The 14,871-nt window shown below is 67.1% G+C and carries 11 protein-coding genes; 9 read left to right on the top strand and 2 right to left on the bottom strand.

Going from position 1 to position 14,871, the window contains the following annotated elements; translation table 11 throughout:
- Positions 1 to 160: 160 nt before the first annotated feature.
- The 6 genes from KY501_RS09875 (at position 161) to KY501_RS09900 (ending at position 6,587) form a co-directional block, all read left to right on the top strand.
- Complete coding sequence (locus KY501_RS09875; protein ID WP_224362446.1) at positions 161 to 1,951, top strand: adenylate/guanylate cyclase domain-containing protein; 1,791 nt, start codon at positions 161 to 163, stop codon at positions 1,949 to 1,951.
- Positions 1,948 to 3,249, top strand: a complete 1,302-nt coding sequence (locus KY501_RS09880) for a protein kinase domain-containing protein (RefSeq protein WP_224362447.1) — start codon at positions 1,948 to 1,950, stop codon at positions 3,247 to 3,249. The genes KY501_RS09875 and KY501_RS09880 overlap by 4 nt, the downstream gene beginning before the upstream one ends.
- Positions 3,173 to 4,768: a FecR family protein gene (locus KY501_RS09885; RefSeq protein WP_224362448.1), complete on the top strand. Its 1,596-nt coding sequence runs from the start codon at positions 3,173 to 3,175 to the stop codon at positions 4,766 to 4,768. The genes KY501_RS09880 and KY501_RS09885 overlap by 77 nt, the downstream gene beginning before the upstream one ends.
- A gap of 161 nt (positions 4,769 to 4,929) precedes the next feature.
- The gene (locus KY501_RS09890) at positions 4,930 to 5,388 is read left to right on the top strand and encodes a helix-turn-helix domain-containing protein (RefSeq protein ID WP_224362449.1); all 459 of its coding nucleotides are present in this window, start codon (positions 4,930 to 4,932) and stop codon (positions 5,386 to 5,388) included.
- A 153-nt stretch (positions 5,389 to 5,541) separates the two neighbouring features.
- The gene (locus KY501_RS09895; protein WP_224362450.1) at positions 5,542 to 5,979 is read left to right on the top strand and encodes a helix-turn-helix domain-containing protein; all 438 of its coding nucleotides are present in this window, start codon (positions 5,542 to 5,544) and stop codon (positions 5,977 to 5,979) included.
- Between the two features lie 110 nt (positions 5,980 to 6,089).
- Positions 6,090 to 6,587, top strand: coding sequence for a helix-turn-helix domain-containing protein (locus tag KY501_RS09900; RefSeq protein WP_224362451.1), 498 nt, complete (start codon positions 6,090 to 6,092; stop codon positions 6,585 to 6,587).
- Positions 6,588 to 6,668: 81 nt separating this feature from the next.
- Here the strand turns inward: KY501_RS09900 and KY501_RS09905 are convergent, their stop codons facing one another.
- Together KY501_RS09905 and KY501_RS09910 are read right to left on the bottom strand one after the other, a co-directional pair.
- A complete protein-coding gene (locus tag KY501_RS09905) occupies positions 6,669 to 7,772 on the bottom strand; it encodes a hypothetical protein (protein WP_224362452.1) in 1,104 nt (367 codons plus the stop codon).
- A 44-nt stretch (positions 7,773 to 7,816) separates the two neighbouring features.
- Complete coding sequence (locus KY501_RS09910) at positions 7,817 to 7,987, bottom strand: hypothetical protein (protein ID WP_224362453.1); 171 nt, start codon at positions 7,985 to 7,987, stop codon at positions 7,817 to 7,819.
- Positions 7,988 to 8,241: 254 nt separating this feature from the next.
- Here KY501_RS09910 and KY501_RS09915 point away from each other — a divergent pair, with 254 nt between their 5' ends.
- From KY501_RS09915 to KY501_RS09925, 3 genes are all read left to right on the top strand, one after another.
- Positions 8,242 to 10,803: an RCC1 domain-containing protein gene (locus tag KY501_RS09915; protein WP_224362454.1), complete on the top strand. Its 2,562-nt coding sequence runs from the start codon at positions 8,242 to 8,244 to the stop codon at positions 10,801 to 10,803.
- Between the two features lie 261 nt (positions 10,804 to 11,064).
- Positions 11,065 to 13,137: an outer membrane exchange protein TraA gene (gene traA, locus KY501_RS09920; protein WP_224362455.1), complete on the top strand. Its 2,073-nt coding sequence runs from the start codon at positions 11,065 to 11,067 to the stop codon at positions 13,135 to 13,137.
- Entirely contained in the window at positions 13,134 to 14,837 is a 1,704-nt protein-coding gene (locus KY501_RS09925) for an OmpA family protein (protein WP_224362456.1), read from the top strand. Before traA ends, KY501_RS09925 begins: the two co-directional genes overlap by 4 nt.
- The last annotated feature ends 34 nt before the right edge of the window (positions 14,838 to 14,871 follow it).

Consider the following 14,871-nt stretch of genomic DNA (forward strand, 5'->3'; position numbering starts at 1 on the left):
GCTCCCAGGATGGAGGACCTTGCTCAACGCTGAGATGACGAGCGGTTGGGTTCATTGCAGAATCCGCCGCAGCCCGCCCACTCAGACTCGTCCAGCGTGCAGTGCCTCCAGATAGATGCCTGTCCCCCGCCACAAGCCTGTCCCCCGCTGGAGCTGAGCCTTGCAGACCTCATCTTCTGGAGCGACCTCGGCCTCACCGACCGCACGCGCTCGCCTGCCCCTGGCCGCCCGGCTGCTGCTGCTCATGCTCGCGGTGTCCATGCCGCCGCTCGTGGGGCTCGGGCTGGTGATGATGGATGTGAACGCGGACGCGCTCCGGCTGGCCGCGCGCGAGCTGCACCTGGCCATCGCGGGAGACGTGCGCCGGGCCATCCGAGCGGAGCTGGCGCGTGACCAGCAGGAGCTGGAGGGCGTGGGCTACCTGCTGCTCGCACCAGGGTTGGGCTCGGATGACCAGCGGCTGGCGCTCGCGGCCTCGAGGATCTCGACCTCCACGGCCATCGACTTCGTGACGCTCTACAGCCCGGACGGCAAGCGCCTGGGAACCCTCAAGGCGAAGGAGATTCCCACTCCGGAGGTCCCATCGGAGCTCCCGGCCTCGGTGCTGAAAGCAGCACCCTCGCGCGGGCTGCTGCCGCTGGAAGTCCAGCGAGGAACCGAGGAGGCCTGGCTGAGCGTGGTGTACCGGGCCGAGGTGAACGGAGAGACGCGAGCCTTCCTCCTGACCCACCTTCGACTCGCGCCCTTGCTGGAACAGGTGACGCGGCTGGCCGAGGAGCACGTGGGCTCACGCGAGGGCATCTACGTGGTGGATGAGTCCCGACGGGTGGTGCTCCACGCGGATCCCGCTCGGATCGGAAGCTCGCGTGAGGGGCTCGGCATCTTCACGGCGCTGGCGGGAGATGCCTCCTTCCACGCTGTCTTCGGCGCCTCACCCGAGTTCCGCGACAAGGGCGCGCCCATGGTCGGCGCGCTGGAGACGGTGCCCGAGCTGGGCTGGGCCGTGGTGGTGCAACGGCCGCGATCGCTGGCCTACGCCTCGCTGGGGTGGATGCGGCTCTGGGTGGGCGTGGCGCTGGGAGTCTGCGCGGTGGTGGCACTGGGCGGAGCACTGCTGGGAGCCCGGCAGCTCGCGCGCCCCATCCGAGCCCTGGTGCGCGCCACCCGAGACATCGCCGCCCGCACCTTCACGAAGGTGGAGGACGGCGTGGAGGCTCGCGGGGACGAGTTGGGACACCTGGGGCGCTCGCTGGGAGAGATGGCCCGCTCGCTCCAGGCCTCGGAGAAGGAGTTGGTGGAGCAGACCCGCGTGCGCACCGCGCTCAGCCGCTACCTGTCCGCGGACGTGGTGGAGCTCATCGCACGGGAGCCGGACCGGCTGCGGCTGGGCGGCGAACGGCGCGAGGTGACGGTGCTCTTCTCGGACGTGTGCGGCTTCACCCGCCTGTCGGAGTCGCTTCCTCCCGAGACGGTGGTGGCGCTGCTCAACGAGCTGTTCACCTTCGCCACGGAGATCATCCACCGGCGCGGAGGCATCATCGACAAGTTCATCGGCGACAGCGTGATGGCGGTGTGGGGCACGCCCGAGAGCCACCCGGACGACGCGCGACAGGCCGTGGAGGCCGCCATGGAGCTGCGGCGCTGGGTGGAGACGGGCAACCGGCGCTGGCGGCAGAAGTGGGGCGTGGAGATCCAACTGGCCATGGGCCTGCACACGGGCACGGTGGTGGCGGGCAACCTCGGCAGCGAGCGGCGCATGGAGTACACGGTCATCGGCGACACGGTGAACGTGGCGGCACGGCTGGAGTCGATGGCGCAGCCGGGACAGATCCTGGTGAGCGCGGCCACACGAGAGAGGCTGGGACCAGAGGCCGAGGTCCTCCGTCACCTGGGTGAGAGGATGCTCCACGGCCGCAGCGCGACGACCTCGGTCTTCGAGGTGGCTGCGTGAGCACGGAGCTCGACGAACGCGTGGGGAGCACCCTGGCAGGACGCTTCCGCCTGCTGCGCGTGCTGGGCCAGGGCGGCACGGGCACGGTGTACGAGGCGAGGCAGCACGGCCTCTCGCGCCACGTGGCCGTCAAGGTGCTGCACGCGCATATCGCGACCTCACCGGGAGCCGTGGCCCGCTTCCAGCGCGAGGCCATGCTGATGGCGCGCCTGCATCACCCGGGAGCAGTGCACGTCTACGACTTCGGCGAGGACAAAGGAGCGCTCTTCCTCGCCATGGAGCACGTGCACGGGGAGACGCTGGAGGCCGTGACGTTCCGGGAGGGCTCGCTGCCCGTCTCCGTGGCGGTGGATGTGGCAGCGCAGGTGCTGGAGGTGCTCGAGGCGGCGCACGCGCTGGGCATCGTCCACCGGGACCTCAAGCCGCCCAACGTGATGCTCACCGGCGAGCTGTCCTCTCCCCGAGCGAAGGTGTTGGACTTCGGGCTGGCGCAGGTGGTGGACGGAGCGCTGCAGGCGCGCATCACGGCCTCGGGCCTGGTGCACGGCACGCCCGCGTACATGTCACCCGAGCAGTGCCGAGGGGAGCGTGTGGATGCACGCGCGGATCTTTACTCGCTGGGGTGCCTGCTCCACGAACTCATCACGGGGCAGCCGCCCTTCGGCACGACTCCCGCCGCGGAAGTGATGAGCGGGCACCTCTACCGTCCGCCTCCGCCGCTGCGGCAGCTGAGGCCCCAGTTGGACATTCCCCGAGCACTGGAGGCGCTGGTGCTCGACTGCCTGGCAAAAAGGCCGGAGCAGCGTCCGGAGAATGCGCAGGTGGTGCGCCTGAGACTGCTCCGGGCGCTGTCGCCCTCCATCACGCTGTCCCAGGTGTCGCGCGGAGAGGGCAAGAAGAAGGAGCGCCCTGCCCCAGCGCCGCAGTCCCTCGCGCTCGATGTCCCCCCGGAGCTCCCCGTGGGCGTGATTGACGCAGGAGCGCCTCCCGGCTCCATGGGGGTGGGCACGGCGCTGGCCTCGGTGGGCTTCCGGGTGGTGCCTTGCACGGAAGCGGACACGCGGCTCGGCGACATCCTGGCGCTGGTCATCTTCCCCGCGCCAGGGAGCGACGCGCTCGAATTGGCGCGCAGGGTGGTTTCGACACCTCAGGCTCCGCCGGTGTTGCTGTGTGGCGAGGATGATCTCACGGTGATGACCCGTGCCATCGAAAGTGGAATCTATGACTACATACCGCTGCCGCTCGATCCGCTGGAGCTCTGCCGCAAGGTGGCACGAGCGCTTCGAGCGCACCGCTGAGCGGCTTCTGGCGCTCGGGCTGCTGCTGGCCGCGACGGTCGTGAGCGCCACCGAGCCCGCCGCTTCGAACGAGGAGTTCATCGTCGTGCAGCCGGGTGACACCTGCCAGCTCATCGCCAGGCGCGTCTGGGGCCCGTCGGGGAACTACCGCAAGCTCCACGAGCTCAACACGCTTCCCAACAATCACCCGGCCCTGGTGCCGGGCACACGCCTGCGCATCCTCCCCGAGGCCGAGGCCCACCTGACCTACGTGAAGCCGGAGGTCAACACGCGCCCGCCCCAGGAGCCCGCGTGGAAGCCGGGGCGGCAGGGCGAGGCCCTGTATCGGCTCTACCAGGTGAACACGCTGCGCGACGCGAGAGCGGAGGTCACACTGAAGGACAGCTCGAAGCTGCAGCTTCGCGAGAACGCGCTGGTCGTCATCTATGGCGCGGCCCAGGCCAGCAGCAAGGAGGAGCCCCGCAAGTCAGGAAGAGTGGAGCTGGTGCAGGGAGACCTCCACATGCAGCTGGCGGCGCTGCGAGGCGAGCCGCTTCCGATGGAGACCCCCTCGGCGAGGGTCGCGGCGGCCGGACAGGACGTCTACGTCGGCGTGGACGACAAGCGGATGAGCCGGGTCGCCGTCTTCGACGGCCGGGCCCAGGTCGCGGCGAGCGGCGCGCAGGTGGAGGTGCCCGGAGGCAAGGGCACGCGCGTGGAGCAGGGAAAGGCCCCCGAGCCCCCTCGGCCGCTGCTGCCCGCTCCCATGTGGAGCAGCTCCGGCCCCCGCGAGGTGCTGTTGTCCCTGGGGGGCAGCCCCCGAGCCCACGCCCTGAAGTGGCAGCCCGTCACGGGCGCGGTGAGCTACCGCGCGGTGCTCGCGAAGGATGAGCGCCTCAACGACGTGGTGGCCGAGGCCTCTCCCTCGAACTCCGCCACCGTGCTCGAAGCGGGAGCGCTTCCGCCGGGCAGCTACTACGCACGGGTGCAGGCGGTGGATGCGCTCGGCCTCCCAGGAATGCCCTCCTCGCCAAGGAAGGTGGAGATCGTCGCGGTGAAGGTGGAGCGCGGCGAGACGCAGCCTCCTGATCGCGTCACGGGCCAGGGGGTCGTGAAGCTCTCGGTGGACCCCGCGCTCGGACTCCCCCTGAGGGTCAAGGGCAAGGACGTAGGCCCCGAGGTGACGCTCCTCGCGCCAGGGCAGCACACGGTGGACATGGCGGGAGCGGTGGGCACCGTGAGCGCGGAGGTGCTCCCATCCGTGAGCACCGAGCTGGTGCTGAAGCCCGAAGCGGGACGCTTCAAGCTCGAGATCACCGCCCAACCCAAGGAGGCGGGAGCCCCTCCAATTGCCGAGGGGGCACTGCAGGTGAAGGGCCTGGAAGGCTCCTCGGTTTCGAACCTGGTCCGCCAGAACGAGACGCGGTGGACGGTGGACGTGACGCCGGCACGGGCAGGGAAACGGCTCCGGGCGACGGTGGAAATCTCCGTGTACGGAGAGCCCGCGGGACGCGCCAGCGCCGAGGAATCGGCCCCCTGAGATGGACACGGATCATTCTTGTTGGGTAGGAAGTGCTGGCAAGACCAGAAGGGTTATGACCTGACCGGCCACTTGAAAATCACTACCCCGGGTGTCCTTGGAGCCCAACGTTGCAAGTCCTATGTATCGCACCGACTTTTAGCGGTGGGCATGGGACGATCATGGACAAGGAGCTGACCGAGACCCTCAAGAAGGTCATCGGGCCGAACATCCGCAAGGCGCGCGTGCGCCTGGGGCTGTCTCAGGCCCGGCTCGCCGAGATGGTCGAGATGTCGACCGAGGTGCTGGGGCGCATGGAGCGCAAGAAGGTCCTGCCCCGGCTCGAGCGGCTCGTCCTCCTGTGCAAGATCCTCGGTGTGCCTCCGGACCAGATGCTCGGCTTCTCGTCGGGCACCAGCGCTCCCGTGGCGCCGAAGATGTCACCGGCCTATGACGAGATGATGACGGTGATGCGCCACTTCTTCATGCAGATGGAGTCCCGTCTGACGGAAGCCGAGCGCAAGGAGCTGATGCAGACCTTCTCTCATCTGCAGCGCTTCATCGCCCTCATCAAGAAGAAGGGCCCCTCGAAGAGCCAGCCGCGCCGGGCTCCCAAGACGCGCGGCCGCAAGCGAGAGTAACCCAGATACCCCCCTAACAGGTAGGCAATCGTCAGGAAACCGGGTGAGTTCTAACCTGGGTGGTCCTTTGTCCGTGCCTACCCCGCGTGTCCTTGAAAATCCGACTCATTACGTCTTACGTATGCCCCCAACTTTTCAAGGTGGGCGAAGGTCATGGACAGCGAACGCGTGAAGGTTCTCAAGAAGACCCTCGGCGCGAACATCAGAAGGGCCCGTGCGCGGCTGGGCATCACCCAGGAGCAGATGGCCGAGATGCTCGAGATGTCACCCGAGGTGTACGGGCGCATGGAGCGAGGGCTCATCTTCCCGCGCGTGGAACGCCTGGTGGACATCTGCCGCAAGCTGGGTGAGTCCGCGGACCAACTGCTGGGGTTGTCTCTTTCCGACACCACGACGGGCACGGTCGTCCGCGAGGACGAGTGGCTCTCGGTGATGCACCGGTTCTCCCCGGTCATGCCTCGGCTGACGCAGTTCCAGCGCCAGGCCGTGCGGCGGCACATGGCGGGCTTCCAGAGGCTGCTGGTGACGTTCCTCGATCCTCGGACGGAGCCGGCCCCGAAACGCCAGCGGCGCAGCAGGCTCCCAACCTAGGGAGTCACATGCCATCTTCCCTACCTGAGGTATTCTGTGCCGCCAACCCATGACGTTGTATGCCATGCGCACAACCCACGATGTTGGGTTGCTCTCGGAGGAGAGGACGCATGGATGGCCTCGACAAGAGGACGCTGGGCAGGAACATTCGTCAGGCCCGTTGCCGGTTGGGGCTGACGCAGGAGCAGATGGCGGAGCGGATAGACATGGCCCCTGAGGTCTACGGACGCATGGAGCGAGGGCACATCGTTCCCAGGTTGGAGCGCTTCGTGGCGATCTGCCGGGTCCTGGGGGAGTCGCCAGACCGGCTGATTTCCCAGCCCGGCCGGGAGGACACGCTGCCGCAGGCCCGGGCAGGGACCGCGGCGTCCATCAAGACGTTCACCAAGGCCCTGGCCGCCAATGTGCGCCACGCGCGCAAGCGGATGGGCTGGACGCAGGCGGAGATGGCATCGCGCATCGAGATGCCGGTGGACCTCTATGGGCGCATGGAGCGAGGCACGGTCCTGCCGAGCCTGGACAGCTTCGTCGCCATCTGCTGCGTGCTGGGCGAGATGTCGGACACCTTGTTGGGTCTGCCACCTCCCAAGCGCACGAAGCGGCGCTGACGGCGGCCGGCCAACCCGCCAGGTCACCTGCACACCACCCGAGGCTCCCGTGCTCGAGGGGCTCGGCTCCTCACGTCCTCACTACCGCGGGGACATGGGACTGCAGCCCCATTGCGTCATGTCCTCGGAGACGGTGGTGCACTGCCACCCGTCACCGCAGGAATCGGGCACCAGGGGATCACACCGGCGGTAGCACGTACTGGAGGTAGGGCTGCCGATGCCGCAGACCTGCCCGGTGGGGCAGGTGTCTGCCTGGAGGGGATTGCAGAGGGGAGCGCACCAGAAGACGCCACGGCCCTGGGACAGCCGCAGGTTGCAGCGCTCGCCGGGGCCGCATGGGGTCTCGGGGCATTCGCCCTTCACCTCGGCGAGGCACTGGTAGTCCGTGTCGTCGAGGCGCTTGCACCGCTGCCCCTCTGGACAGCCCCGGGCACGACAGTCCGGGAAGCACGCTGGGCCGTTGGTCCCCTCCTCGCAGACATGGCCCGTGGGGCAGCTCGTCGGCTCACCGGGCCGGCACGGAGTGCTGCAGACGCCCCGGTGGCACGTGAGCCCTTCCTGGCACGACCCTGCAGGGGAGATGAACAGCCCATCGCAGGGCTCGCCCTCGCGGCGCGTGCCGGTGGGGGCGCAGCGGCGGATGACGGGCCCCGTAGCGCCGGTGGTGACGGGACGGCAGACGCGCCCTTGAAAGCAGTGCGCGTCCTCCTCGCACTCGGAGGCCAGGCACTCGAAGCGGCGAGTCTCGCGGTTGGCGACACAGCCGCTGCCGGCCGGACAGTCACCATCGGTCCGGCAGGCTCCGCACTGGAGGGCGCCGCCCTCGACGGAGCAGCGCATACCGGCGGCCGGCAGTCCATCCCGTTGGGAGTTCTCGGCCTCGATGGGCGGAGGACTCGCCTCGGTGCTGGCGACTTGGAGGCTGGCGGCGGAGGCGGCTTGAGCCTCGGCTTCTCTCGGGGGTGCCTGAGGGTGGACGGCGATGAGGGAGGCCTGGGCCGAGGCGATCTCCGACATCGCGTGGGGGGCTGGGTCCTCGGGGCGCGAGTCTCGCCGGGAGGGTGGAGAGGGGACCGTCCGCGAGGCGCCGGGGACGGAGGTGGCCTCCTGAGCCTGGGGCAGCGCCCCGAAGTGGTGGGCCACCGAGGGAACTGTCGAGAGGACCACCAAGAAGGCTGCCGGCATCAGGTACCTGGGTCGCACGAGGGCCTCGGTGTGCCTGGAGAGGGCTAGCAGCCTCGGGTGCTACAGCACAGGAGGGCACCTCCATCGGGAGAACAACCACAGGGGTAGCAATCCCAGCACTCGCGCATCCGCGCGTAGGCCAGCGAGCCACCCAGGATGGCACCGCTCACTCCCAGTGCCAGCAACCAGCGCAACGCATGATTCACGCTCTTCATGACAGCCCCCCGATGGGCCCGGTGAGGTACTGCGAGGTCGTGGGCCGAGATGGTGGTGCCATGACTTGCGGAGTCATGGAGGAGGTAGGACCTGGCAGTTCCTCAGGCGCTGGGAGGTTTTCCCGGCTCCGAGCCGCATGCACTATCTCGCCAGTCTGGAGGCGCCGACTACTGCCCCAACGTCCTGGGTCCCGTCAGGTGGTGGACCTGGAACCGGCTTCGACCGACGAATCGGGAGGTAGTATCTAGGGGCCATGACGACCGTCTGGAGGCACTGCGCACTGCTGGCCGCGCTGGGGGTGGCCACCCTCTTGGCCTGCACGGACTTCGAGCGGGAAGGCGATGCCTTCTGCCAGCGGAATCCGACGCGTTGCGGACAGGATGCGCCTCCCCCGACCGACACCACGCCTCCGGAGATCGTCCAGAGTTCGCAGTCGGCCACGAGCGTTCTGGGCCAGGGCACCGTCACCCTCACGGTGACGGCGCAGGATGCCGAGTCCTCATCGCTTCGCTTCGAGTGGACGGCCACCATTGGGACACTCGGGAGTCCCACGAGTACGAACGCGAGCAGCGAGGTGACGTGGACGGCTCCGCTGTGCGTGGCCAAGGACACGGTGCTCGCCCTCACCGTCACGGTGACGAATGAGGCGGGGCTGACGGCCTCCAAGTCCTTCTCGCTCGCGGCGAACCCCTGCCCTGCTCCCGCTGCGGCCGCGGGTCAGTTGCACTCGATGCTCCTGCGTGCCGATGGCACCGTCTGGACGTGGGGCTCCAACAGCAAGGGCCAGCTCGGCGATGGGACGAACAACGGCCGCACGGCTCCCGCGCAGTTGTCGGGCTTGAACAGCCTCACGGCCATTTCGGCCGGGCGTTCGCACAGCCTGGCGCTCCGAGCCGACGGCACGGCCTGGGCGTGGGGAGACAACTCCAAGAGTCAGCTGGGGGACGGGACGGCGAGCGACCGCTCCACGCCGGTGCAGGTCTTCGGGTTGACCGACGTGAAGGGGCTCGCCGCAGGGGAACTCTACTCGCTGGCCGTGCGTTCCGACGGCACGGTGTGGGCCTGGGGCGACAACCAGTACGGCCAGCTCGGTGATGGAACGACCACCACCCGCCTTACGCCGGGACAGGTGCCCGGGTTGACGGACGTCATCGCGGTGGCGGCGGGGACCTACTACGCGCTCGCCCTTCGCAGCGATGGGACGGTGTGGTCTTGGGGCTCCAACCAATTTGGCCAGCTCGGTAACGGCACCACGACCGACAGCCCGGTTCCTGTCCAGGTATCAGGACTGACCAACGTCACCGCACTTGCTGCGGGTTACTTCCACTCGATGGCTCTGCGCGCTGACGGGACCGCCTGGGCCTGGGGAGACAATCCCACAGGGCAACTGGGAGATGGGACGTCCACGGCACATCTCACCCCCGTGCAGGTGCTCGGACTGATTCACATCACGGCACTTGCCGCGAGCTCATCTCACTCGCTCGCCATCCGGAGTGACGGAACCGCCTGGGCCTGGGGCTACAACGACTTTGGCCAGCTCGGAGATGGAACCGTCACCAACCAGCTCAACCCCGTGCAGGTCCCTGGGCTGACCAACGTCACCGCCATCGCCGCGAGCAAGGGCTTGTTCTATGACCGCCCCACTTCCCTGGTCGTCCGCGGGGACGGTTCTGTGTGGGCCTGGGGCACCAGTTCGGCGGGTCAGATCGGCAACGGCTTGCTTCCCAGGCGCACCACCCCCTCACCTCTCCCCTCGCTGACCGGAGTGACGGCCATCAGCGCCAACCGAGTCCACTCGATGGCACTCCGGTCCGACCACTCCCTTTGGAGTTGGGGCTTCAACTACCAAGGACAGCTCGGCCAGGGATCCACTCCGCTCCAACGCCCTACCCCAGAGCAGGTACGAGAGCTGGCCAACGTCACGGCGCTTGCCGCAGGAGACTCCCACTCACTCGCGGCGATCGAAAATGGGCCTGTATGGGCCTGGGGAGCCAACGCCTCAGGTCAGCTGGGGAACGGAAATGCGGTGGACCGCTCGACTCCTGTCCAGGTTTCCGGGCTGACCGCCGTAACAGCTCTCGCTGCGGGGGGCTCCCACTCGTTGGCGCTTCGCAACGACGGCACGGTGTGGGCTTGGGGTTCCAACAGCAGCGGTCAACTCGGGGATGGGACGAGCTACAGTCGGCTGACTCCCGTGCAGGTGACCGGGCTCGCCAACATCCGTGCCATTTCCGCAGGGAGTTCCCACTCGCTGGCGCTCCGCAACGACGGCACGGTGTGGGCCTGGGGCTCGAACTTCAGCGGCAGTCTCGGTGATGGGACGACGACTGGCCGCTTGAGCCCCGTGCAGGTCTCTGGGTTGAGTGGTGTCACCGCCATCTCCGCTGGAGGGTCCTTCTCGCTGGCCGTTCGAGGCGATGGCACGGTGTGGGCCTGGGGCAACAATGCCAGCGGCCAGCTTGGAGACGGGAGCACAACCTACCGGGTCTCTCCCGCTCAGATCAGCGGGCTCGCGAACATGACAGCGGTCGCCGGGGGTGATACCCATGCACTGGCCCTCCGAAATGACGGCACCGTCTGGGCCTGGGGTGCCAATCAGTACGCCCAGCTCGGCGACGGGACGACCACCAACCGGCTCACTCCGATACAAGTGTCGGAGCTGGCCGGGGCCACCGCGCTTGCTGCCGGGGCCAACCACTCGTTGGCGCTCGGAAGTGGCGGCACTGTGTGGGCCTGGGGCACGAGTACAACGGGGCAGTTGGGAGATGGCTCGGCGTCCATCTACATGGTGCCGGTCCAGGCCGTGCTCCCATGAAGAACCGTGGCTTCGCAGGGGGCCTTGCTTCCTGTTTCACGGGTTTGTGACTCTCCGCGGCACGTTGAGAGCGGCGCTGAGCCATCTGCTCGGCTACTCCCTCCGTCAAGCTGGGCTGAGGGAGAACATTGATCGGCCCTATCGGATGGCGGATAATGTAACCCCTTGTTCTCACGCCCTTTTAGAAGCGCCCTGGCGCTGCCCCTGCTACTGGTGTGCCTCGCGAGTACTGCGTGGGCGGACAAACTGCCTGCAATCGTCGTGAACGGAGACCCGGTGGCGCCATCACCGTCACCGGCCGAACTCGGCATAGGCCTTTGCGTCAAGAATCGTGTCTCACCGGACCCAAACAACGAGTTCCCGGAGAGCACCACGGCCTTCAACGGCGCAGTGAACGACTTGATGGAACGCCCACCCGCGTATAGCCCGTTCCATTATTACGTTCTGAAAACGTTCTTCGACCTCTCCAATGGCGTGGTGAGTGGCAACGATACGAGCCAAGGCGATTTTACCAATGCCATGCCGACAGCGGAGTGTCCCAGCTTTGGATGCACTTTCTACCCCAATGCAACGCCACCCACCCCAACCTCGTTTTTTGGGTCGCGTTTTCGTGGCTACCTCAATGTCACACCTGGAATGGTGAACAAGGATCTGCATTTCGGCTTTTATGTCGATGACGCAGTGAGTTTCATCATCTTTGACCAAACCAACAATCAGTATCAGGTCATCCTTCGAACGCCCGGACGCTTTGAAGACACATGGCGCAGTACAAATACCGTGAAGTTCCTGAAGGGTGGCCTCTACCCAGTCGAAATTCTTTACGCTCAGGGATCAACATTCGCCATCAACGAGATGAGTCTGTTTGATGGTCCCTTCATTGACTTCGAAACACCCACGAGAGACCCCACTGCACCCAACCTGAAAACCTCCGGTTTCGTGCTTGTCTCCCCCAATCAGTTCTTCCAAACGGAGAACGGACACCCTGCTGGAAGCCCGCCCACCACTCCACCCTCCACTGCCTATGAATGCCTTCAATGCAAGCGCGCATACGCGAATGCTCCAGGTAATGGTGGGCCTATTGAGTCTGGTGGTTGCGGTGTAAACTCGGGTTATTACTGCAATGGTGCCGCCCTTTGCGCGCCCTGTGACACGGCCCGAGTCTGTGGCCTGAGTTGCTCTCCCTGCGGATTGAGCACTCCCAACTGCGTCAACGTCAACGGCACTTACACCTGCGTCGAGTGCGAGAACGATTCCCAGTGTGGAGGCCGTCGCTGTGACACGAACACCCATACCTGCACCGGCTGTCTCGTGGACAGCGCCTGTCCCAACGGGCAGGTCTGCGACAAGCTCAACTATACCTGTGTCGAGTGCAACCGGGACGAAGACTGTCCTCCCGACGAGGTCTGCGCTCCTGAAATCAAACAGTGCAGGGAGTGCAACGACAACTCCGAATGCGACCGTGGCAAAACCTGCTCCGATCACCAGTGCGTCACCTGCTCCACCAATGAGAGCTGTGCCGGCAACTCCTGCAACTGCTGTCCCGACGGCACCCAGTGCGCCGCATCCGCTCCCGGCGCCAACCCCGCCTGCGTCGAGTGCGTCACCGATAGCCAGTGCACCGATGGCAAGAAGTGCGACAGCGCCAACGGCCGCTGCGTCGACTCCATCCCCGAGTGCAACACCTCCGAGCGCTGCGGCACCCAGTGCGTGAAGTGCCCCTCCGACCGCCCCATCTGCCTCGATGGCCAGGTCTGCGTCGCCTGCCGCAATGACCTCGAGTGCGCCGCCGGCGAGTTCTGCATCAGCGGCGAGTGCTCCTCCTGCACCACCGACCGTCACTGCGGCGCTCGCTGCGAAGCCTGCGACAAGCAAGCCCCCTTCTGTCTCACCACCGGCACCACCGCCAGCAGCTCCTGCGTGCAGTGCCGCAATGACTCCGACTGCCCCGGCGGCCAGTGCAACCCCGCCACCTTCACCTGCGTCAACTCCACCGGCTGCGAGGAGAACTGCGCCGAGCAGGACAAGGTCTGCAACGGCTCCTCCTGCGTCGAGTGCTTCGCCGATGCCCACTGCCCCTGCGGTGGCTCCTGTGACACCAGCAACGGCACCTGCACCACGAAGTGTGAGGACAGCGGAGACTGCCTCGGCGTCGAGTACTGCTCCACCGCCACCCAGGAGTGCGAACGGGGCCGCCGCAAACCCGGCACCACCCCTCAAGGTGGCTCGTTCTGCTGCGAGACGACCACCCAAGACCTCACCTCCACCGGTACCGGCGCCTTCATCGCCCTCCTGCTGGTAGGATTCCTCTTCATGTACTCCCGCCGGGCCCTATGAAGCGCGCCTTCCTGACGGCCCTCACCCTCGTGCTGGGCCTCGCCACCCTCCCCGCTCTCGCGCAGGAGGCTCGCTTCGACGCCCAGCTCTTCCGGCCGTCCGGCGCGCCCCAGGACCTGGTCATGGTCGGCCAGTCCCGGCCCCTCGCTCACATGTCCGCCTCCGGCGGCTTCTTCTTCAACTTCTCGATCGATCCCCTGATCCTCGTGAACAAGAAGGACGAAGGTGACTCCAACAAGGCCGCGAGCATCATCGGCAGCCGCCTCCAGCTCGATGCCATGGCCACCGTCGGTGTCTTCGACTGGGCCGAGCTCGGCGTGGACATGCCCCTGGTGCTCGCGCAGACAGGCGACAACCTCGAGTCCATCGGCTCCGAAGGCGCCGTCCAGGGTTACGTGCTCGGAGACCTGCGCCTCACCGGCAAGTTCGCCATCCCCGGCCTGCGACGCCCCGCCGAGGGCTCCGGCCTGGGCGCCGCCCTCACCCTCGGGCTCAGCCTCCCCACCGGAGACCAGAATGCGTTCGCCAGCGATGGAGCGCTCACCTATACGCCCGGCCTCATCGTGGACTACCGCTTCGTCCGCGGCATCCTCCTGTCCGGCACCGTGGGCCTCTGGAACCGTCCGGACCGCATCTTCAATGGCATCCAGGTGGGCGACATGGCCCCCTTCGGAATCGCCACCGAGATCCCCATCATCCGCGGCTCGGGCATCACCGCCGTCGGCATGCTCCATGGCGCCGTCAGCCTCGACAAGCTGCCCGAGCAGGCACGCGACATCCCCGCCGAGCTGCTCTTCGGCCTGCGCTGGTACAGCTCCACCGGCCTCACCTTCACCGTGGGCGCCGGCGGCGGCTGCGGATGCTCGCTCGAGGCACCCACGCTCCGCTTCTTCACCTCCCTCGTCTGGGTGCCCGCGAAGACGTCCGAGTGGGAGGCCATCGAGCGGTTCAAGGAGCCTCCCGCCGACTCGGATGGCGACGGCATCCTCGACAACAAGGACAGCTGCCCCAACGAACCCGGTCCCGAGGACCGCCTCGGCTGCCCCCTGCGCGATGGTGATAACGATGGCGTCACCGACGACAAGGATGCGTGCCCCTCGGAGCCAGGTCTGGTCGAGCGGGGTGGCTGCCCCATCCGCGACGCGGATCGCGATGGTATCGAGGACAACGTCGATCGCTGCCCGCAGGTGGCCGGTCCCCCTGGCAGGCCGGACGGCTGCCCGCTGGCGCATATCCAGGGCAACAAGATCATCATCATGGAGCCGGTGAACTTCGCCACCGACCAGGACGACATCCTCCCCGGGTCCTTCCCCGTCCTGGATGAGGTCTCCCAGACGCTGAAGGCCCACCCGGAGATCCAACGCATCCTGATCGAGGGCCACACCGATTCACGGGCGAGCGATGAGTACAACCTCGATCTGTCGAATCGTCGCGCGGCCAGCGTGCGCACCTACCTGGAGGAGAGTGGCGTTAAGCCAGAGCGCCTATGCTCCGAGGGCTTCGGGTTGTCCCGCCCGGTGGAGGAGAACGACACCTCGATGGGCCGAGCCCTCAACCGGCGCGTCGAGTTCACCATCCTCCCGCCCCCCGCTCCAGGCGAGCGGCGCTGCCCCAACGAGTCCGCGGAGAAGCCCGGCAAGAAGCCGAAGAAGCCTGCGAAGGCGCCGGCGCCTCCGAAGCCCGCCCAGGGCACGAAGTAGCACCCGGCCTCAAGGGCCCGAACACCACAGCACA

Source organism: Hyalangium versicolor, assembly GCF_020103695.1.
Classification (GTDB): Bacteria; Myxococcota; Myxococcia; order Myxococcales; family Myxococcaceae; genus Hyalangium; species Hyalangium versicolor.

What these genes read in the sequence shown, in the direction of transcription:
- KY501_RS09885 (WP_224362448.1), top strand. Translation starts at nt 3,173, where the DNA reads ATGACTACATACCGCTGCCGCTCGATCCGCTGGAGCTCTGCCGCAAGG.
- KY501_RS09890 (WP_224362449.1), top strand. Translation starts at nt 4,930, where the DNA reads ATGGACAAGGAGCTGACCGAGACCCTCAAGAAGGTCATCGGGCCGAAC.
- KY501_RS09895 (WP_224362450.1), top strand. Translation starts at nt 5,542, where the DNA reads ATGGACAGCGAACGCGTGAAGGTTCTCAAGAAGACCCTCGGCGCGAAC.
- KY501_RS09900 (WP_224362451.1), top strand. Translation starts at nt 6,090, where the DNA reads ATGGATGGCCTCGACAAGAGGACGCTGGGCAGGAACATTCGTCAGGCC.
- KY501_RS09905 (WP_224362452.1), bottom strand. Translation starts at nt 7,772, where the DNA reads ATGCCGGCAGCCTTCTTGGTGGTCCTCTCGACAGTTCCCTCGGTGGCC.
- KY501_RS09910 (WP_224362453.1), bottom strand. Translation starts at nt 7,987, where the DNA reads ATGAAGAGCGTGAATCATGCGTTGCGCTGGTTGCTGGCACTGGGAGTG.
- KY501_RS09915 (WP_224362454.1), top strand. Translation starts at nt 8,242, where the DNA reads ATGACGACCGTCTGGAGGCACTGCGCACTGCTGGCCGCGCTGGGGGTG.
- KY501_RS09925 (WP_224362456.1), top strand. Translation starts at nt 13,134, where the DNA reads ATGAAGCGCGCCTTCCTGACGGCCCTCACCCTCGTGCTGGGCCTCGCC.